The organism is Shewanella sp. ZOR0012 (genome assembly GCF_000798835.1).
Taxonomy (GTDB): domain Bacteria; phylum Pseudomonadota; class Gammaproteobacteria; order Enterobacterales; family Shewanellaceae; genus Shewanella; species Shewanella xiamenensis.
Map to the genome: position 1 here is coordinate 3,709,423 of NZ_JTLE01000094.1, position 20,284 is coordinate 3,729,706.

Here is a 20,284-nt window from a genome sequence, read left to right on the forward strand (position 1 = left end):
TAAATATAAAGTGTGGATTATCACGGCTCAGCAGGATGAAGTGCGCCAAGAGTTGGTTTCGCAAATTATGCATAACGCAGTAATAGTGCCATTAATTGTGGTACCGTTAACCCTGTTTATCGTCAGTTTACTGTTTTATATTCTATTTCGGCCGCTAAAAACCCTTGAACGGGAATTAATGGCACGCTCACCTAACGATCTCACTCCGTTAGCTATGTCATTGCCTAAGGAATTAGTGCCAGTTCGACGGGCACTCAATCAGTATATCAGCAGTATTGCACACTTCATTGCTAGAGAGCGCCGCTTCAGTGCCGATGCCGCCCATGAGTTAAAAACGCCATTATCTGTGATTAAGTTACATCAACAGGGGTTAGAGGGATTAGTCGCAGATGAACCTGCTCAGCATATCCACCTTGCCGCGATTGATGCTGGTGTTAAGCACATGAGCCATACAGTAGAACAATTATTGTTGCTCGCTCGTGTCGATTCGATTGCTGAGTTGAATGTGCAATCCCATACCTTGTTGTCTATGGTGGAGGATGCGCTCAACCAACTGATGCCCCTGATCACTGAATATGAGTGGAATATTGACGTGGATGCCGGATTATCCATTATGTGTGACCGTTTTTATATGCTGGTGGTTTTAAAGAATATTATCGAAAATGCTTGTAAATACAGCCCAGTAGAATCTGAAATTAGCATTAGTGCAGCGCAAACCACCACAGGCGTTGAAATAAAGATCGCCGACCGTGGTCAAGGGATGACAAGTGAGCAAATTGCGAATGCCACCGAGCGTTTTTACCGTGTCAATGAAAATGAAGGTATAGGTGCGGGATTGGGATTATCCATTTGTCAGCATATTATTGGCTTACACCAAGGCCAACTAACCATCACTCCCCGTGAAGAGACAGGTTTAGTCGTCAGCCTATTTTTGCCTCGATAGTGTTAAGAGTGTAAGTCAATGAAGTCTCTCTCTGAATCACTTTTTGTATGCTTAGGCTCGCATATTAGCGACTATCACCTAAGATTATTGTCGGTGGCCAGTTTGTAAAACTAACTGATTTTATGTTCATTCTGCGAACTTGGCAGCACTTTATTAGCCTTTGTAACTTTTAAAGATCAATTTGGTATGTTAATTCGAATTTGATATTCTTTAAAAGTATAAGTATATTGCTAAATAGTATTGTGCAAAGGGAGTTAACTGCATCTTTATTTATGAGTTTTTTACTCCTTCTGATATCTTTCGCGATGTGTAACAGTCGGTGTTTTTTTTCGCTCAAACCGCAATAAAAAAATGTCACTGTACATATAAAAAACGTTGATTTCTTAGTTTATTTTTAGGTTACCTATCCTATGGTTAGCTTGTTGCGTTGCCAATCGTTTAAACCTTCTTCACTCATTTGCTCACTGGCGCTTAGCGCGGCGTTCGCCTTTTCGGGCACTGCATTTGCTGATGAGACCAAGCCTGTTGAGAATAAACCTACCACGCCCGTGGTGAGTCCACCCAAGGCAACTGCTCAGCCTGCAAACAAAACGCAAGTAAGATTCACCAAAACAGGCACCTTTGATGGTGAAACTGTGGTGAAATTGGCGCGTAAATTGGCCTCTAAGCCCTATGTCGTGTTAAAAGATCCACTGCCTGCTGGTCTTGCTAAGTTAACCTATGATGAATACCGCGATATTCGTTTTAACCCAGTATCGTCAATTTGGCGCGATCAAGGTTTACCGTTTCAAATGCAAATGTTCCACCGCGGGTTTTATTTTCAAGATTTAATTGAAATTGCCATCGTTGAAGCAAACCAAGCGACCCACTTAGCTTATGAGCCTAAGTATTTCACTGCGGGTGAGGTTATCTCTCAAGCATTACCTAATGATGATATCGGCTACTCAGGGTTTCGTATCCATAACCAATTAAACACTAATGGCATTTTTGACGAGCTGATGGTGTTCCAAGGCGCGAGTTATTTCCGCGCCTTAGGTAAAGGTAACTCTTATGGTTTATCTGCCCGTGGTTTAGCATTAAAAACTGCTGATCCAGAAGGTGAAGAGTTTCCGATTTTCCGCGCTTTTTGGGTTGAACGTCCATCCTACGACAGTAATCTGATCGTGGTACATGCGTTGCTCGATAGCCCGAGTGTTGCAGGTGCATACCGATTCTCGGTACGTCCAGGTGATAACACCCAAATCGACGTTGAAGCGACCTTATTCCCTCGTGTCGAATTAAATAAAGTTGGACTAGCACCTAGCACCAGCATGTTCCTGCATTCATTAAACGGTCGCCACGATACCGATGACTTTAGACCTGAAGTCCATGATTCAGACGGTTTATTGATGTTCAACGGCCGCGGTGAGCACCTATGGCGTCCATTGGCAAATCCACGTCAATTGCAGGTGAGTGCGTTTTCTGATAACTCACCACAAGGCTTTGGTCTTATACAGCGTGAACGTAACTATGCCTCTTATCAGGATCTTGAAGCCCAGTATGAGCGTCGTCCAAGTTTATGGATTGAGCCTGTGGGCAACTGGGGACAAGGTGCGGTTGTTCTGACAGAAATTCCAACAGAATCAGAAATTCATGATAATATTGTGAGCTTCTGGAAGCCGCGTCAGCCTATTCCTGCTGGTAGCGAATATCACTTCGCTTATCGCATGAGCTGGGGCGATGAACCAGTTGCGAAAACCAATTCTGTCGTGGTAAGTCGTACTGCAAGTGGTCGTGCTGACATTGCTAAAGCGACCCCTAGACGTTTGTTTGTCGTTGATTATCATCTAAATGGCGCTATGCCTGATGAGTTACCACTCGCGAAGGTTGAATCTTCTGGTGGAGTAATTTCAAATGTTGTCATCGCGCGTAATGCGGCAAACAATGGTTATCGCCTCGCGTTTGAGTTAGAGCCCGAAGATAAAGACCTTATCGAATTGCGTGCTGAACTCAAGTTCTCTACACCGCGTCAGGTTGAAACCTGGCTCTATCGCTGGACGCTTTAAGGTCCATGACGGAGCAACATAATATGACTGTATCCGAGAATTCGGTACTTGAGACTGAAGTACTCGTGGGTGGTAGCGCTATGCCTAATGAAAGGCCAGGCGCTATGGAGCCCCAAAGTTTAACCCAAATGCCTGAAGGATTTCCACGCCGTAGCACTGTGGCAAATGGAGTCCGTTCACGGGTTTCCCGTCGGGTGTTTGTTGTTGGTGGTGCCTTATTACTATCGGCCTTTGCTATCTATGAAATGGGCGCAGTTTTCAGTATTGGAGGGATTACTCCCCTCGAATATTTGATGTTGGCGTTATTTGCGATTAACTTCTGCTGGATTGCACTGGCGTTTTGTAGTGGTATTGCTGGCTTTTTCCTCCTGTTGAAAAAGCCTAAACCAAACGAGCTTGCACAAACTGAGCTGCACACGCGCACTGCGATTTTAATGCCTACTTATAATGAATCTCCTGACCGGGTATTTTCAGCGGTATCTGTGATGGCTGAAGCATTATCGCAAACTGGTCATGGGCATGCGTTTGATTGGTTTATCTTAAGTGATACTACCGATCCTGAAATTGCGCTGTTAGAAGAACAAGCGTTTTTAGTTCTTCGCCAAGAAACCCATAAACATTCTCGTGTTTATTATCGTCGCCGCCGTAAAAACGTCGCACGTAAAGCGGGTAACGTAGCGGACTTTTGCCGTCGTTGGGGCTCGCGTTATGATCACTTGCTGGTCCTGGACGCTGACAGTTTGATGGAGTCATCCACTATCACGGGGTTAGCGCAGCGGATGCAGGCTGATCCTGATGCGGGTCTTATTCAAACGATTCCATCACTGATCAATGGCACCACCTTAATGGCGCGTTTGCAGCAGTTTGCTGCACGCATTTATGGTCCTGTGATCGGTACTGGTCTTGGTTGGTGGGTGCAAAAAGAAGGTAACTTCTGGGGCCATAACGCTATTATCCGGACTGAAGCCTTTATGGGCGCAGCGGGTTTACCTAATCTTAAGGGAAAGCCACCTTTTGGTGGTCATATCCTAAGCCATGACTTTGTTGAAGCTGCATTGATCCGCCGTGCCGGATGGAGTGTGGTCATTGCATATGATTTACCCGGTTCCTACGAGGAATGCCCTCCATCAATTGTTGACTTAGCGGTACGCGATCGTCGTTGGTGTCAGGGTAACTTGCAGCACTCACGTATTCTGCCAACTAAAGGGTTGCATTGGGTTAGTCGCCTGCACTTAATGACGGGTATTATGGCGTATTTATCTTCGCCATTTTGGTTGTTATTGATTTTAACGGGGTTGATGCTCGCTTTGCAGGCCCACTTTATTCGTCCAGAGTACTTCACCGATCAGTTCTCATTATTCCCAACGTGGCCAATCATGGACTCGGATAGGGCATTGAGACTGTTCTATATCACTATGGTGGTGTTATTTGGACCGAAGATCTTTGGCGTGTTGTTGCTGTTAAAAGATGGCAAATTTGCCCGCAGCGTAGGCGGGCGCATTAAAGCGATGCTCAGTGTGTTATTTGAAGTCATTCTCTCAGCATTGATCGCGCCAATCATGATGTTCATCCACTGCGGTGCGGTAATGTCGATTCTGATGGGACGTGATAGTGGTTGGTCTCCACAGCGCCGTGACGATGGTAGCATGCCTTGGTTAACCCTGATTTATCGCCACCGTTGGCATATGCTTGCAGGTGTGATGTTGGGGTATGCCGCGATTTTGGACTCCTTAACATTGCTCGCGTGGATGAGCCCCGCCTTGATTGGTTTGTGGTTAGCGGTGCCCATTTCGGCTTGGACCGGTTCGATTAAAATTGGGGAGTTTTTCAAACGTATTGGGATCCTCGCCACTCCAGAAGAACGCAGTCCTGCGCCTATTTGTATTAGGGCACAAGAAGCGCGTGCGGCTTACCAAGCGCATATTGAACAGCCTTGGACATTAGCGCAATTGCTGAAAGACCCTGCGCTGATGGAGCTTCACTTAGCCATGGTTGATAAACAGCCACTACGTGCCGCCGGAACGCCGATTGAACCAGTTGAAGCCATTGTGCACGTCAAAGTACATGAAGCACAGTGTCAGCAAAGTGCCTTAGCACTCTTTAATCGCCAGGAAATGGCTTTAGTGCTGGCTAATCCGCTAATGCTGCGGAGTTTGCAAAAACTACCAGAACAGTTTGTGCCAGAGGATCTGGTCTCCTTCTGTTAATTACTTTCTATTACGCTAAATAGTAAAAATGCCACTGATGATCAGTGGCATTTTTGTTTTAGGTCGATAGTGAGCTGCATTTTACGAACAGCTTCAGCTATAGTGATCTTAATACTAATCTCGCTCTGGATAATAAATGTATCGCAAACAATTCGTTGCACGACTTACGGATTGAATTGACTTGCTATAGGCTCGTTTTTTTGCGCCTACATTTGCCTTGTTTTCAGCGCCAAAGTGCAGTTTGAGATTAGGCATTTTATTTTTTGCTGTATTGATTGCATTTATCCATCTCTTAACCTACCTAAGTTACTGTTGTCAAAGGGAGATGTCTATGGTGTCTGTGACTCGTTTTGCGCGATGTTATCGCTTGGGGTGTTGCACATTTCAATGGTATTTAAAAGCGCTGTTGATGGTGTTTACATTCGTTTCGAGTGCACCACAAGCCGCTGAGTCTACCGAACTAACACATGGTTCTACAGAGCTAGACATTTCTATTACACAACTACTCGATCAGACATTGTTGCTTGATCTTGCCGATGTCAGTCCGGTATTTCGAGCTAATTATCAAAAACTCAGCCAATGGCAACATCGGCCCTTGAGTACTGATGAACAAGCCGAACTGCTTAAGATGCACCAACAACTTGAACGCTATTGGTATTACCTCGATCAGCAAGCGGAATGTGTTGAACCTTGTATCAGTAAGGTATTTACTCAACAGGACACTCATTACCGAGCCGTGCTCTTTACGCTTAAACAGCTCATGAAGTTAGAGAACATGACTTCATGGGATACGTTAACACAGGAAGAAAAACTAAATCCCGGGCAGCAAAGTCCTTTGATTTTGCCAATTGCGAAGCGACTTTTTGTATTAGGCTTTCTGCCAAATGAACTCACTATCGAATCTGCTGAAGAGGTGAGTAATGGGATGATTTATCGCGATGAACTAGTGATAGCCATTAAGAAATTCCAGCAGCAACACGGCTTACAGGCCGACGGCGTGATAGGGAAACAAACTCTTTTCTGGCTTAACCAATCGCCCCATACTCGGGCTAAGTTACTGGCGAAAAATATGCTGAGACAGTGGATATTGACACCACAGTTACCAGCACGCTACCTACTGGTTAATATTCCAGCATTTGAGCTCCAGTTAGTTGAAGCAGGGAAGGTGACTTTACAGTCTAAAGTGATTGTCGGTAAAGCATCGCGGCCAACGCCTTTATTAAAAAGTCAAATTTCCAGTGTTGTGATGAACCCTGAATGGCGAGTGCCACGCACGATTATTCAACGTGATATCCTGCCGCATATTCGCCATGATGGGCATTATCTTACTGAACGAGAATTTGATGCTTACGATTATGATGGTAAGCGCGCCGAGCATTCTGCAGAACAATGGCAAGTACTCGCTTCATCGCATTTTCCTTATCAGTTGGTGCAACGGCCAGGCCCCAAAAATGCCTTAGGCCGCTATAAATTTCATTTCGACAATAGTTTTAGTGTGTATTTGCATGGAACTTCTGAGCCAAGTCTCTTTAAAAAGGCTAACAGAGCTTTATCATCGGGCTGTATTCGGGTCGAGAAGGTTGAAGAATTAGCACGCTGGTTTAAGAACCATTTAGTCAATGATCAGCGTCTTTGGGATAAATTAAGTTCAGATATCACCCAATCCCAATGGTTTTCCTTGTCTGATAAGTTGCCCATATTTATTGTCTATTGGACGGTATGGCTTGATGACGCTGGGGAAGTGCAATATCGGAATGACATTTACCAGCAGGAGAGTGAGCTGAGTTATGTGGTTTCGGCAACGATTTTTAACATGCTCTAATTGATTGAACTTTTGAAGGATTTTTTAATCTGATTGTTTGCATGTCGATCAAGACTTGATCTGGATGGCAATTCACGATAATTTGCGTTCTCAGTGTCCAAAAAACGAACAGAAGGTGATGATGTGACCTTACTTTGTCCTGCCCGTAGGCAGTTGTTGTTAGGCCTCAGTGGTGTGGCATTGTGTTCCTTAATTCCTTCCAAAGCGATAGCAAGCCGTTCAACCAAAGGTGTGCGTGAGCTTAGCCTGTATAATCGCCATACGGGTGAATATAACAATGGTAGCTATTGGGTCGATGGCCATTATCAGAGTGAAGTGTTGGCCGATTTTAGCCACTTGCTGCGAGATCACCGTCAAAATGTAACAGCACCGATGGATAAACGCTTATTTGATCTGCTTTATACACTTAAGACGACGTTAAATACTGATAATGAAATCCATGTGATTTCTGGTTACCGCTCACCAAAAACCAATGCGATGTTGGCAGGTAAAAGTGGTGGTGTAGCTAAAAAAAGTTATCATATGCAAGGGATGGCAATGGATATTGCGATCCCTGGGGTCAAACTAAAGACAATCAGAGATGCGGCTTTATCACTTAAGCTAGGAGGCGTAGGCTATTATCCTAAGTCTGGTTTTGTGCACGTTGACTGCGGTCCTGTGCGGCATTGGTAGTTTGTATCTTTTGCTCAGTGTTTAATGAGAGCTGCTGATAAAATTGCAGCTCTAGCGTTTGGATGTCCTGTAAGTAATACTCGAGTAGCGGCAAAAAAACTTGTCCCAGTTTATTCATCTCACGGTGTTGCTGCCAATCACTAACCTGCTTATTCAGACTTTGTGAAAACTTAAATTGTCTTAGTCTTTGGCTCTCAACTGCCGGTGATTCACAGATCTGCATTAGCATGAGTAAACTGCGGTTTTTTTGTTGTGTGCAGGCGAGCAGTTCCAGCAATTTTAACTCTATCGTGGTCTGCTGATAGGGGACAGTTTTAATGAGTGAGACCAGTTCACGGGCTAATTGGCAGGAGAGTCGATTTTCTTGTTGCAATAAATACAGCTCGTGACACATGTTTTACAAGGCTGAAGTGGCAAAATTTGCTCGAGCTTAACAGGCATCGAATGGCTTAAGTGTGATCAAGATCGCGTGTTTTTCGATTCAGATCAAAGGTGTTTCGCCTATGTAACAGCGCTAGAACAAGTTTCCCAATTCAATAAATACTCTTGTTAATTGATAACGATATCCCATTATTACCCCATTGCATTCAGAGTCTGGCTGTTCTTGTACCTGCTGAGTAACTGTGTTAGTATGCGCGCGCTTTATATGAGTCACCATTGGTCGAGAATGGTGATATTTTTTACTCTAAATTTAAGTGAGAAACACATGTCTTACACTATCCCAGCACAAACCCGCACTGAAATAGGGAAAGGTTCGAGCCGCCGCCTACGTCATGCAGGTAAAGTTCCTGCCGTTATTTATGGCGCAGGCAAAGAGCCAGTTTCTATTGTTTTTGATCACAAAGATATCATCAACATTCAAGCTAACGCTGACTTCTATACTTCTGTAGTGACTATCGTATTAGATGGCAAAGAAGTAGGCGTTCGTGCACAAGCTATGCAACGCCACGCGTTCAAGCCAATCATTGAACACGTTGACTTCGTTTACGCTTAATTGCGTAATTGAAGCAAAAAGCGCCTATATGGCGCTTTTTTTGTGGCTGCTTTTCACTCATCAAACTCTGATGCTTGCAAGTTAAGTGACTTTAACCATCAAACAATTGCTGGTGTTTAATCATTTTGCCTGTGCACAGCGTCAATATCATCATCGGCATGTAGCTCACTATTGTGTCTGTGTGCTAGCCAAACACTACTTGATATTAAAATTGTAATAGATATCAAGGGATTGCCCTAAAGTACCGGATACGGTTTCAAGATAGAGTTGGGATAACAGGTAATATCTGACAGTCATCTCATATCCAGGATTGAATACGCCAACACCGTATTTGACCATAAGGTTATCACCGATAAAACCACTGATGGCAACGCGGCCCTCATCATTAGTATCGAGTTGCACGTTAGAGAAACCAAATTCTTCGATAATGCCCGCTGCTGTATTTCCAATATTATTAATAGCGCCACCGCCACCAACCTGAGCACTGAGTCCCAGCGCCGCTCCCATCATCAAGGAGTTGTTCTGCTCATTATTGGTACTGTTGAACCCGCTGCCTTTAATAATATAAGACAGAATTTCGGCTTGTTCCTTGGCCGGATTAGAGAAAAGGGTGACCACCGGCCGAGTGGGAGTACCAGTGACGCGCACTCCCGCGACCAAATCTTCGCTCTTTATTTCCCGAATTGCTTCAATATTTAAATTAGGGACAGAAGGTGGGCCCACAAATTGCACTTCACCCGTACGGATTTTCAGCGTTTGCCCCATAAACTTATAGTTGCCTTGTTTGACCTTAATATCTCCAAATAACAGGGGTGGGCGAAACGCCTGTTGCTGAAGTTTTAAGGTTCCCTGTAGCTTACCTTTGAGGCCCATACCATCGATTTTAAGATCGTTGCCAACGTTAATATTCAGGTCGGCCACAATGGCATAGGGGCTGGCTTTAGGTTGCGCGGCGGCAATTGAGTCATTGAAAACGACATCCTCTGACAAGGCTACACCACCCTCAGCCAGTTGCACTATCTTAATATTACCCGAGGGAACATCGACTACGCCTTTGACTTCAAGTTGTTGGCTGCTAAAGGCAATCGTGAGATCGGGCGATACATCTAAGAGTGCGAGTGGTGGTTGGATCACCGCCAGTTTATCGCCTTTGACGGCAAGTTCTCCGCTAAACAACCCTTGAGGCCAACGCATTTGTCCCGTAATTCGGCCTAAACCATTGCCCATCATCCAGCGACCTTTAAGGGATGCCTGCTGACCGCCAAGATCCATCGACAGATCAATTTTATTGATAAGGGTAGGGTTCGCTGTCAGTGCAAGAGCTCCTTGAGTGAGCGAAACATTACCCGATACTTCGGGGGCATCTAGGGTACCAGCAAAGTTTAATTTGCTAGTCAGTAAGCCTTCTAGGGTATTGAGCTGTGGGAAAAATTCGCCAAGAGGTTGAAGGTTAATTTGTTTGATATTGGCATAACCCGACAACGCGCGGTCAGGCGTCACGTTAACAGTGAGTTCACTTTGCCAGCTTGCCACGTCCTGTGACTCAAAGTTGATAGACGACATTAGTCGTTTGGCATCTAAGTTAGCTTTTAAAGCAAGTTGCTGATATTTAATGGTGACTTCGCGATTTTTGGCGCGCTTGAGTTTGATGCTACCGGGATCGAAGTTAAAATCGATATTCGCCGTGGGTTTTCGCCCTGCGGTCCAAGCAAAGTTTGCCAATAGCGAAGAGCGACCATCCCAATCCATATTGCTTGGTAATACTGGGGCTAAAAGTTTACCAAGATTACCAGCATAACTTAGTTGCACCTCGCCTTTTTTACCTAGCGAGATTTGATTATCTAAACAAATCTTACTGTTAGGGTTGACTAGACAGAAGGGGCTGACATTGCCTTTGGTTGTATTTTGATCCCATGCAACAAGGATATCTTTATCTATTTCCCAGCGACCAACAGGGGTTGCCAAGTTAATTTTATTCACTTGAGCTTGTAGTCGAGATTTTTTCATATCGTATTGACTGGTCACGCCAAGCTCGAGCCCCAAATCCCCAGTGGCACTTAGTGTCAGTTTTTGGTTTTGAATATCGCCTTTACTGCCAAGGGTGACGGTATCTAGATTCTGTGAACCGAGTTGTAGCGCCTTAGACTTGAGCGATAGGGCAAATTCGTGTGCATCCAAAGGCTTATAGTAGGCTTTGAGCGTGGATTCCCTCAGCTTAATATTTTGGTGCACCAGATCGACCAGTTGCGCGGTTAACTCTAGCTGTGGATGTTTTTCATCCCCAGTGACATTGATATCGGCCTGCAATTGGCCGCTGGCTTGGGGCAGCCATAAACCAAAATCGGGGACTTGCAGCTTACCCTCAATGTTCCAGGTTTTGTTGGTTTCTCCCGCTAAAGTTAAGGTGGAACCCAGTACCTTGGCATTGACCCCTTTGGCGCTGATATACAGTTTATCGTTGATACTGACATCGGCGGTGATATCAAATGGATATCCCTGCAAGGAGCCCGACAGTTGAGTGTCCGTTAGAGCAACTTGCCACTGTTTATCTAACAAACGTCCCGTGGTCTGTAATTGTCCAGAGATTAAACTGTTTGGCAGGCTGCTGCTTGCAGTGGCAGGCATCGCCTTATCGGTATTTGTGCTCGGTGTTTTCGTGTCTTTATTTGGCGTTGATTCTGACGTCTGCGCCATTTCTGGCAGGGAGATTTCTTGTAATTTCAGGTTATCGAGCAATACCTTGGCTTTCCAATTGATCGCCTTAGCGTAATCTAGTTCACCGGTCACATCGATCGAACCTAGCTCGCCCTTAGCATTAAACTGCTTAATATCGAGTTTCGCATCTTGATGATGGAGTTCACCGCTAATGGCTAACACTTTATGAAAAGGTGTGGTGACATTTCCTTTGAGCGTCGCGGCTTGTTGATTAAGGGAGCCTTGGCTGTCGAGGTTAAGATCGCTGACAATATATTCTGAATTGTGCAGCGGCCATTGCGCGCGGGCTTTCTCCAGTTTGACCTTGTAGGGAAGCGTGGGATCTTTCAGGGTCAATTGCCCATTGAGACTAAAATCGACATCTCCTTTTGCAAGGGCTTGAATACCGAGTTGTCCGACACTTTGGCTGAGCGTGAGGCTTAATTGCTGATGTGTCAGCTCCGGCAACTCGGCAACCTGAGTCACATTGGCCTTAACCTCAAGTGCGAGCGGATAGTCCTGTTCGAGGGCGAGTTGGCCCACCACAGAAAGATCTCCATAACTGTGGCCAAGTTGCAGTTTATCAAGGGTTAACTGATACTTGGCAAATTGCCCCTGAAGCTCAATATGGCTAAACAGATCTTCGCGTGGCCCAATCTGCAAACGGCTGTTGTCTAAGCTAAGTTGTTTTACATCCACCGGAAAAGGCATAAACACCTGCGGTAAATGGGCAAGTGCCCATTCCTCTGTCGATGTTTGCTTATCGGCGTTTTTATCAATTTGCTTTTCAGCCTGAGTATTCGCTGGCGTTTGCGCCGTAGATCCCTTATAAGCAATGGGCTTATCCGCTGAAGCTTTAGCACTTGCTATCGCCGCTGCAGTTGCAGCTGTCTCGGCTGCCTTGGTGTCAGTGACTTGTGTGCCTGTGATTTGAGTATCTGTGACTTGAATACTTGCGCCTTGAGGATCTGTGGCCTGTGTGTCTAGAACAGGGCTGTCTTCGGTAGGAATTAACACAGCCAAGCCTTCACTGCTAAGCTGCTCGACTGTCAGTCCTTCGGCAAACCAAGTAGCGGCGGTCTGAATATGATTGGCCGAAAAGCGCATCTTATCGACCGCAATATTGATGTTGTTCAGTTCAGCGCTGTCGAGCTTTATCCCAAAGGGCAGAACCAGTTCACTCGGCTCATCATTTTCGGGGGTAACGTCGGCTTCAGTGGAACCTGAGCTTAAGGCCTCGGTATCGATATTGACATCGATTTGGCTCGCCGTTAAAGCATTCACACACAGTTGTTTTTGTAGCAAACAAGTGGGTTGCCACGCCAAATGTAAATTCTTGAGCTCAACGTTAATCCCTTCCATTGACCAACTGGTGTGGGCTAAGGTGAGATCCTTATTTAAGGAGCCAGAGGTGTAGGTGAGCGCCAGATCGGGCACAAATTTATCGGCTAAGCCGACACTGACCCGTGAGCCAATTTCAGTCCCCAGCAGTAATGCCATCATCACCAAGAAAGTTAAGGGGACGTAAACAATAATGCGCGTACAGAGTTTAAATATTTGCCATAGGCGCAGCTTTAGGGTTTTAGGCGGAACACAAGTTGGGTTTTGTTCCACAGTTTGTGGCTCATGCGTTTGATTTTCATGTTGAGCGGATGTATTGGGCTCATGAATTGGGGGCTGACTCATAATTCTGTCCCCATGGTTAAGTGAATACGCCATGAGCGGTCGATAGTGTCTGTTTCTTTCAAACCTACCCCTAAATCCAACTTAATTGGGCCAATGGGGGATATCCAATGGATACCACCGCCTACGGCGATAACGGGCTCAAACTGATTGTTATCAAAAGCGTTACCCGCATCGACAAAGGTTGCAACTCGCCATGTTGGTGTAACGTAATATTGATATTCCAAACTACCAACCATTAAGTAACGACCACCGATAACCTCCCGATTGACCTTGCCATCGGCATCGATATAGTCCAGATAAGGGCCTAACTCTTGGTAGCCATAGCCGCGAATGGTTTGGTCACCACCTGCAAAGTAACGCAGTGATGGTGGGATCAAGGCTAACTCATTTTCATTGGCAAGGTTAGCGGCGAGATCCATACGCGCCACGATTCTGTGGTTATCAAAAAAGGTGTCAATCCACTTAAATTTTGCCTGCAAGCGGGCAAGGCGTGTTTCTGAGCCTAGATAAGGATCGGCATAATCTAGGCTGTATATTTGCCTAAAACCGGATTTGGGATCGAGGGTGTTATCGCCACGGGTAGTTTTAGAAAAGTTAATCCCCGCTAGGTAAAAACTCGGGCTGTAGTCGATATCTGACTGAGTATATTCTTCACGAATGGCATCGAGGGAATAGCTCATGAGCCATTGATTTTCCAGCCGTTGCTGTCTTAGTAGACCGAGTAAATACTTGGTCGCTTCTAGCTGCCCTGTGTTGCGAAAATCACGATTTTCAGGCTCGTAAACTTGTGTAACCCCATATTTATCCCGCAGTAAGCCTAAACGGATCTTCAGTTGGTCGTCCAAAGGATGAGTCAGTGGAATGGTATAAGTGGTCAAAAATTTGGGTCTGTCTGGCGACCACTCCAAACTGGTTTCTTGGGAATGGCCGTATTTATTGATCTGTGGGGTTCGCCAAGTAACACGCACCCTAGGATCGAAGGTCTTATCTGCGCTTTGGCCGATATCACCACCTAAGCCTAATTCGATGGAATGGCTGGCTTTATCGGTCAACTCTACCTTGACGGGCAGTTGATTATCTTTTGCCTGATCGAGCTGTGGGATCACTTTAATATTGGAAAAATAACCCGTATCCAGCAATTGACGGTTAAGGGCGCTGACTCTGCGAGTCGAATAGGCCGCATCTTCCTTAAAGGGGATAAGTTTGGTGAGAATATCCGGCTCTAAGGTGTGACCTTCAAAACTGACTTGGCCAAAATGGTAACGTGCGCCAGAGTTAAAATGCAGGCTGATTTGGGCTGTGTTTAAATCGCGGTTGATGTTAATCTGTGATTCTGTAAATTCGCCATCGAAATAGCCTCGCGCGAGGGCGAGCGTCACCAGTTGAGATTTGACATCCGAATATATGCCGTGGTTGAGCGTATCACCGGGCTTAATATTCACCTCAGCAAGCCATTTGTCGAAGGCTCGGTCGTCAAGCATTTCGCCTGAAAAATTAATATCGACCCATTGAATTTTAACCGGTTCACCTGCATTGACCGTAAGCTTGAGTTCCCAAGGACCTTTCTCTTTCTCGACTAAATGTTCCTCCAACTCTCCATGGTAATACCCCATAGACTCTAGGGCGGTGGTAACATTGTCTTCCACATTAAATAAGAAGGCTCGGCGCTGCACTTCGGAGTCAGGCATTGCACCTAAGTGGGCGAGAATATTACGCTTCAGGGCTTCGTCGACCCCATTGACTGAAAGCGTTAAAAAGTTATCAGCGGCCATAGTCGCTGATGCCACTAAACTTAGACTCAGTAGCAAATGAAGACGAAAAGATAATGAGGTAATTTGCAAGAATCGCTGCACTTTATAGTCCCTGTGATGTGACTTCATTGTCGCCAGAATAGCGTTAACAGGCAAGGAGATGATTGAAATTAGTCATTGAAATGGTTACAAAGGACGTTACTGTTTAAGGGGATGTAAATAATGAAAATAAAATTAGCCACCTTTAGTTTAATTCTCTCGAGTGCACTTTTTATGTCACAAAATACCCAAGCAAATGAAAAACCTTTTGCCATTGCGATCCACGGTGGCGCAGGCACGATTTCTAAAGCTAATCTCACGCCTGAACTGCGACAAGCCTATAAAGATAAACTAAAAGAAGCCGTTGATAAGGGCTCAAAAATATTAGAACAGGGCGGCGATAGCATACTTGCCGTACAAACAGCCATCAATGTATTGGAAAACAGCCCATTGTTTAACGCCGGCGTCGGTTCGGTTTACACCTATGATGGTGGTCATGAGTTAGATGCCTCTATCATGGATGGTAAAACCATGAATGCTGGTGCTGTGGCAGGTGTACGCCATATTGCTAATCCTATCGATTTAGCTATAGCGGTGATGAATAAGTCCGAGCATGTGATGCTCTCGGGCGCTGGCGCTGAGGAGTTTGCCTTGACTCAAGGTTTTACGCTGGTACCTAACAGCCATTTTGATAGCGATGCCCGTTATCAGCAATTACTCGATGCCAGACAAAAATTGCAGGCGGCTGAAAAGTCCGAGCAAATTGCAGGTATTGAGATGAAAGATCTCGATTATAAATTTGGCACCGTTGGCGCAGTCGCTTTAGACAAAAACGGTAACTTAGCGGCGGGGACATCCACCGGCGGCATGACGGCTAAGCGCTTTGGCCGGATCGGGGATTCGCCAGTGATTGGTGCGGGCACTTATGCGGAAAACGGTGTTTGTGCTGTATCTGCAACGGGTCACGGTGAGTTTTTTATTCGCTACCAAGTGGCGGGCGATATCTGCGCTAAGGTGAAATACCAGCAAAAATCCATTATTCAAGCGGCGGATGAAGTGATTAATCAACGTCTTATCACGGCGGGCGGTTCTGGTGGGGTGATTGCGGTTGATCATCGAGGCAATGTTGCTACCCCCTTTAATACCGAGGGGATGTACCGTGCAACCCGCACCAATGGTGAACCCGCACAGGTAATGATTTGGCAGGACCAATAATGTGAGTCACCTGCGATCATCACAAATAATAAGTGCCGCATAAGCGGCACTTATTATTTGTAAGACATTAGGGCGTGTTGACGTTTCAAGATTAAATGTTGCTCGTTCCGGCTGCACGTGCTCGCGAAACGAGGAATGCTGTGTCGTTATTCTACTCAAATGACGAGCGGCTCTTATGGCAGGAAGTAAGAGCAAGGGCTTGCCTGACGCACCCTTGGGGCAGCATTTGGCGGGCGTTTCTGCCGCATTATCGTCCATTTATGTAGAATAACTACACGGACTTTGCCTTGCATAAACGCCCGCCAAATTGCTGCAAAAACAACCCTAAAACGTCAACATACCCTAGATATATCATGAATTGACAGGGCTGTTACTTTTGAGGTCCATATGCATTTTGATTAGATGTTCTTCCATATCGAAGGTCACCTTAAAGCCTAGGCTTTTAGCAAGACTTGCCATATTGCGGTTTTCAAACATGGTAAAGCCTGTAAGCACAGGGGTGTCATTGGCTTGATAGTATTTAATCAATTTTTCAAGCAGCAGTTTACCTAGCCCAATGCCTTGATGATCCCCCCGTACCGCCATAGCAAATTCTGCCTCGGTATTATCGGGGTCGATGGAGGCCCTTACCGCGCCTAAGGTAATGTCATCACCGTCCGGCCCTTTGGCCGTAGCGATAAAGGCCATTTCGCGGGCATAATCGATTTGAGTCAATACCGCCATTTCCTCGTGGGTCATTTTCGAGCGTACGCCAAAATAGCGTTTATATCTGTCCTCATCGGAGAGGGAGTTATCAAAGGCCAAATGTTTAGGCTCATCCTCGGGAAGAATGGGGCGAAGCATCACTCTGAGGCCATTTTTTAGCTCGGCAAATTCTTCTAACTCTTTGGGATAGGGCATGATGGCAAGTCGAGAGGGATTATCCGTATTGGCATCGTGTAGACGGATATTCACATCGAGCAGGGTAATGTTTTCCCCCGCCGCCAGTACAGGGTTGAGATCCAGCGCCGCAATCTCTGGACAGTCGATAATTATGTGGGATATTTGCGTCAGCATTACGCATAGGGCGTTCATATCAAGCCCCAGCGGCAAATGCCGATCTTTTAACTTATGGGTTTTTAGGGCTTGGATGACCATATAACGGGCCAGCGCCATATTGAGCGGAGGCAAAGCAACCGCCGCATCCTGAGTCGGATCCCATTCTGAGCCGCCTTCACCTAAACAGATGGCTGGGCCAAAGACGGGATCGCTTATCACGGCGACACGGATTTCCTGCGCGCCCGCAGTCAGTGCCATCTTTTGTACTATCATGCCTTCGATAATGGCGTCCGGATTGGCCTGATGTACCCGCTGGGTAATGGCATTCGCGGCATGGCGAATGTCTTCCTCCGAGGTGAGATTAAGCATCACCCCGTGAACATCGGATTTATGCAAAATATTCGGTGATTGCACCTTGAGCGCAAGGGGGTAACCTGCCTCATTGGCTATAGCGACGGCCTCATCAGCATCTTTGACAAACCAAGTGTCGATAGTATTGAGGCCATAGGCGCGCAAAATCGGGCTGGCTTCATGGGTTTCGAGTACCGCTTTACCCTTGGCCTGCGCCGCTTGCAGCAATTTTCGCGCCGTTTGGCTATCGGTCGGAATATTGTCGGGGATCGACTGCGGCACTTCCTGTAGCAGTTTTTGATTGCGACGATATTCCACCATATGCATAAAGGCGCCTACTGCCCCTTCGGGGGTGCGATAGGTGGAGATGCCGCCCTTGGTAAAGCGTTTGCGGGCTTGATAGGCCGAGTCTTCACCGCTCCAGTTGGTGAGGATATTTAAACGGTTTTTCTTCGGATGCGCGTGGATAACTTTAATTAACGCATCGGCAATCTCGACACTTTCACCAAGGGCTGAGGGCGAATGCAATACTAAAATGGCATCTAATTCCTCACTATCCATTAGGATGGAGAGCGCATTGGCATAGCGGCTAGCATTCGCATCACCGATAATATCCACCGGATTTTGTTTCGACCACGTCGAGGGTAGAACTGCATCAAGCTTAGCAAGCGTTTCTGGGGATAATTCTGCTAATTTCCCGCCGCGTAGGATCAGTTCATCGACAGCTAATACCGCGGGCCCGCCACCATTACTGATAATACCTAATCGCTCTCCCTGCAGTGGATTGGAGTGGGCAAGGCTTTCAACCGCCGCAAAAAGTTCTATTAAATCATTTACCCTCAGCATCCCCGCGCGCCTAAAGGCGGCTTCATACACAGCATCATTACCACCGATACCGCCCGTATGTTGTTTCGCGGCCCGTACGCCTTCGGCGCTGCGGCCCGATTTAATCACTAAAATCGGTTTATTACGCGAGGCTGCTCGGGCAGCAGAGAGAAAATGGCGCTTCTCATTAACTGAGTCGATATACAGCATAATGGCACTGGTACGGCTATCGCGGCCGAGATAATCGAGCAGTTCATCGAAGTTAATATCAGTGGCATCGCCAAGAGAAATAAAAGACGAAAAGCCAATCCCTTTGTTATTTGCCCAATCGAGCACTGTGGTGCATATTGCCGCTGATTGGGATACAAACGCAATTTTGCCGGGTAAGGCACTCGCATGGGCAAGGCTAGCATTGAGTCCTAAGGGCGGTAAAAGCATCCCTAAACTATTAGGACCAAGGATTCGCATGCCATAACGTTTGGCATGTTGCATAGCTAGGTCGAGTAAGCTTACACCATCATCGTTGACTTCCTGCGCCATCCCAGAAGCCATAATAATTGCCACTTTACAGCCAAATTGCGCGAGAGTTTCGACAATCGCGGGTACACGGCTAGCACGAGTACAAATCACCGCGAGGTCGGGTTTTATCGGTAAGGCTTCAATGTTGGGATAGGCAAGCACGCCCATAACCGCGCGATATTTGGGCGTAACGGGCATGATGGGCCCAGAAAACCCGCTGGATAGCAGGTTTTTCATTAGCACATTACCTGCTCGTTTCTCGCTATTAGAGGCGCCAATGATGGCAACGGATGTGGGTTTAAATAAGGAATGTAGTGTACGTTGACTCATAAATGATCCCATCCCAGACGAAGACGCTGCCAGTGTAACCTACGCACGTGGGGCTGCACAGTTTTGATTCAGGTATTGCGCGGTAAGTTTATTAGTAAATCATTAAGTTAAATGCGGTAAACATCATATTTTTATCTTTAATGAAACATTTTTAGTAACAGCGAGATCTCTGACTACAGAAGCGAAAACCTGTGGGCTTTGCGGAGATTTTGGTTGCCAAATGCTACAAGGCAGCAGATGGCAAACGTCTACTCCTTGCCTCTCGTCATCTGAGTCGACGTGTTACGAGAGTATAAGCTTGCCAGAGCGAAGATAATCTAATCAAGAAATGTCAACACGCCCTCAACAAAGTAAAATTTTTCCGTATTTGTTTGAAAACCCCTGAATCTCAAACTACTTTTTACACACGGATAAATTATTGTGAAGTGTTTATGAGATACATGGATGGCATCATCGCAGTCTTTGCAATAGCAATAGGTTACTTGGTGGGGTCTATTACCCTTTGGCTCCTCAGTCCGGTGTTGGCGGTTGCCGTGATGTTATGTTGGCAATTTTACCGTCAGCAGCAATCTTCGGTGGTGTCTAGCATATCTCAAGTAGAACAACGGGATGGCGTCGCTCTTGGTTGGCAAACGCACCAACGCTTATACCAAGAGGCGATTGCGACTGTTAGTGAATGTGAAAATAATATCCATAATGTCCTTCGGGTTCAGGAAGATGCGGTTAATTTACTCGGAGATTCTTTTGATGGCTTAGGCCGGCTGATGACTGAGCAAACGGGATTTATCTCTGATCTAGTAAAAAGTACTGATGATGCTGAGATATTTCACTCCGAGCAGATGAAACAATTTGCGAATAAAACGTCGCAAACGTTAGAACGCTTTATTCAATCCACCATAGAAATGTCTGCCTCAACAATGGAATTGCTTGAGAAAGTTAATCTTATTTACGAATCCATGCCGCAGGCGATGAAGGCCTTACAGGATATCGATCAAATATCTTCTCAAACAAACTTACTCGCTTTAAATGCCGCGATTGAGGCGGCGCGTGCGGGGGAAGCGGGTAGAGGCTTTGCGGTCGTGGCGGATGAAGTGCGTGCATTGTCTAACCGCAGTTCTGGATTTAGTGAAAGTATTCAAAAACAACTGAGATC

12 protein-coding genes are annotated in these 20,284 nt (G+C 46.0%); 8 read left to right on the top strand and 4 right to left on the bottom strand.

Annotated features, from left to right (window positions below; translation table 11 throughout):
- The 5 genes from L976_RS17915 to L976_RS17935 form a co-directional block, all read left to right on the top strand.
- On the top strand, nt 1-943 hold a 943-nt coding region (locus L976_RS17915), incomplete at its 5' end, for an ATP-binding protein (RefSeq protein WP_081990970.1).
- A gap of 410 nt (nt 944-1,353) precedes the next feature.
- Nucleotides 1,354-2,988: a glucan biosynthesis protein G gene (locus L976_RS17920; protein WP_037417971.1), complete on the top strand. Its 1,635-nt coding sequence runs from the start codon at nt 1,354-1,356 to the stop codon at nt 2,986-2,988.
- 23 nt (nt 2,989-3,011) lie between these two features.
- A complete protein-coding gene (gene mdoH / locus L976_RS17925) occupies nt 3,012-5,195 on the top strand; it encodes a glucans biosynthesis glucosyltransferase MdoH (RefSeq protein ID WP_037417976.1) in 2,184 nt (727 codons plus the stop codon).
- Nucleotides 5,196-5,526: 331 nt separating this feature from the next.
- Nucleotides 5,527-7,017 (top strand): L,D-transpeptidase family protein, encoded by a 1,491-nt coding sequence (locus L976_RS17930; protein ID WP_052184020.1) that lies wholly within the window; start codon nt 5,527-5,529, stop codon nt 7,015-7,017.
- A gap of 123 nt (nt 7,018-7,140) precedes the next feature.
- Entirely contained in the window at nt 7,141-7,689 is a 549-nt protein-coding gene (locus L976_RS17935) for a DUF882 domain-containing protein (protein WP_047540686.1), read from the top strand.
- On the opposite strand, the gene L976_RS17940 is transcribed toward L976_RS17935, so the two are convergent.
- Nucleotides 7,640-8,083: a hypothetical protein gene (locus tag L976_RS17940; protein ID WP_037417982.1), complete on the bottom strand. Its 444-nt coding sequence runs from the start codon at nt 8,081-8,083 to the stop codon at nt 7,640-7,642. The two genes, L976_RS17935 and L976_RS17940, sit on opposite strands and share 50 nt — an antisense overlap.
- A gap of 312 nt (nt 8,084-8,395) precedes the next feature.
- On the opposite strand from L976_RS17940, the gene rplY reads away from it, so the two are divergent.
- Nucleotides 8,396-8,683, top strand: a complete 288-nt coding sequence (gene rplY, locus L976_RS17945) for a 50S ribosomal protein L25 (RefSeq protein ID WP_037417983.1) — start codon at nt 8,396-8,398, stop codon at nt 8,681-8,683.
- A gap of 195 nt (nt 8,684-8,878) precedes the next feature.
- Here rplY and tamB read toward each other — a convergent pair whose 3' ends face one another.
- Both tamB and L976_RS17955 read right to left on the bottom strand, forming a co-directional pair.
- Nucleotides 8,879-13,063 carry an autotransporter assembly complex protein TamB gene (gene tamB / locus L976_RS17950; protein ID WP_047538956.1) on the bottom strand — a complete coding sequence of 1,395 codons (4,185 nt, stop codon included), beginning with the start codon at nt 13,061-13,063 and terminating at the stop codon, nt 8,879-8,881.
- Nucleotides 13,060-14,916, bottom strand: a complete 1,857-nt coding sequence (locus L976_RS17955; protein ID WP_037417987.1) for an autotransporter assembly complex protein TamA — start codon at nt 14,914-14,916, stop codon at nt 13,060-13,062. Before L976_RS17955 ends, tamB begins: the two co-directional genes overlap by 4 nt.
- A 120-nt stretch (nt 14,917-15,036) precedes the next feature.
- Here L976_RS17955 and L976_RS17960 point away from each other — a divergent pair, with 120 nt between their 5' ends.
- Entirely contained in the window at nt 15,037-16,068 is a 1,032-nt protein-coding gene (locus L976_RS17960; protein WP_037429111.1) for an isoaspartyl peptidase/L-asparaginase family protein, read from the top strand.
- 351 nt (nt 16,069-16,419) lie between these two features.
- Here the strand turns inward: L976_RS17960 and L976_RS17965 are convergent, their stop codons facing one another.
- Entirely contained in the window at nt 16,420-19,131 is a 2,712-nt protein-coding gene (locus tag L976_RS17965; protein ID WP_037429109.1) for a bifunctional acetate--CoA ligase family protein/GNAT family N-acetyltransferase, read from the bottom strand.
- Between the two features lie 431 nt (nt 19,132-19,562).
- On the opposite strand from L976_RS17965, the gene L976_RS17970 reads away from it, so the two are divergent.
- On the top strand, nt 19,563-20,284 hold a 722-nt coding region (locus L976_RS17970), incomplete at its 3' end, for a methyl-accepting chemotaxis protein (protein WP_047540688.1).

Bases quoted from the DNA above. Each gene is read 5' to 3' on its own strand.
- L976_RS17960 (WP_037429111.1), top strand. From the start codon at position 15,037: ATGAAAATAAAATTAGCCACCTTTAGTTTAATTCTCTCGAGTGCACTT.
- L976_RS17940 (WP_037417982.1), bottom strand. From the start codon at position 8,083: ATGTGTCACGAGCTGTATTTATTGCAACAAGAAAATCGACTCTCCTGC.
- L976_RS17965 (WP_037429109.1), bottom strand. From the start codon at position 19,131: ATGAGTCAACGTACACTACATTCCTTATTTAAACCCACATCCGTTGCC.
- rplY (WP_037417983.1), top strand. From the start codon at position 8,396: ATGTCTTACACTATCCCAGCACAAACCCGCACTGAAATAGGGAAAGGT.
- L976_RS17930 (WP_052184020.1), top strand. From the start codon at position 5,527: ATGGTGTCTGTGACTCGTTTTGCGCGATGTTATCGCTTGGGGTGTTGC.
- L976_RS17920 (WP_037417971.1), top strand. From the start codon at position 1,354: ATGGTTAGCTTGTTGCGTTGCCAATCGTTTAAACCTTCTTCACTCATT.
- tamB (WP_047538956.1), bottom strand. From the start codon at position 13,063: ATGAGTCAGCCCCCAATTCATGAGCCCAATACATCCGCTCAACATGAA.
- mdoH (WP_037417976.1), top strand. From the start codon at position 3,012: ATGACTGTATCCGAGAATTCGGTACTTGAGACTGAAGTACTCGTGGGT.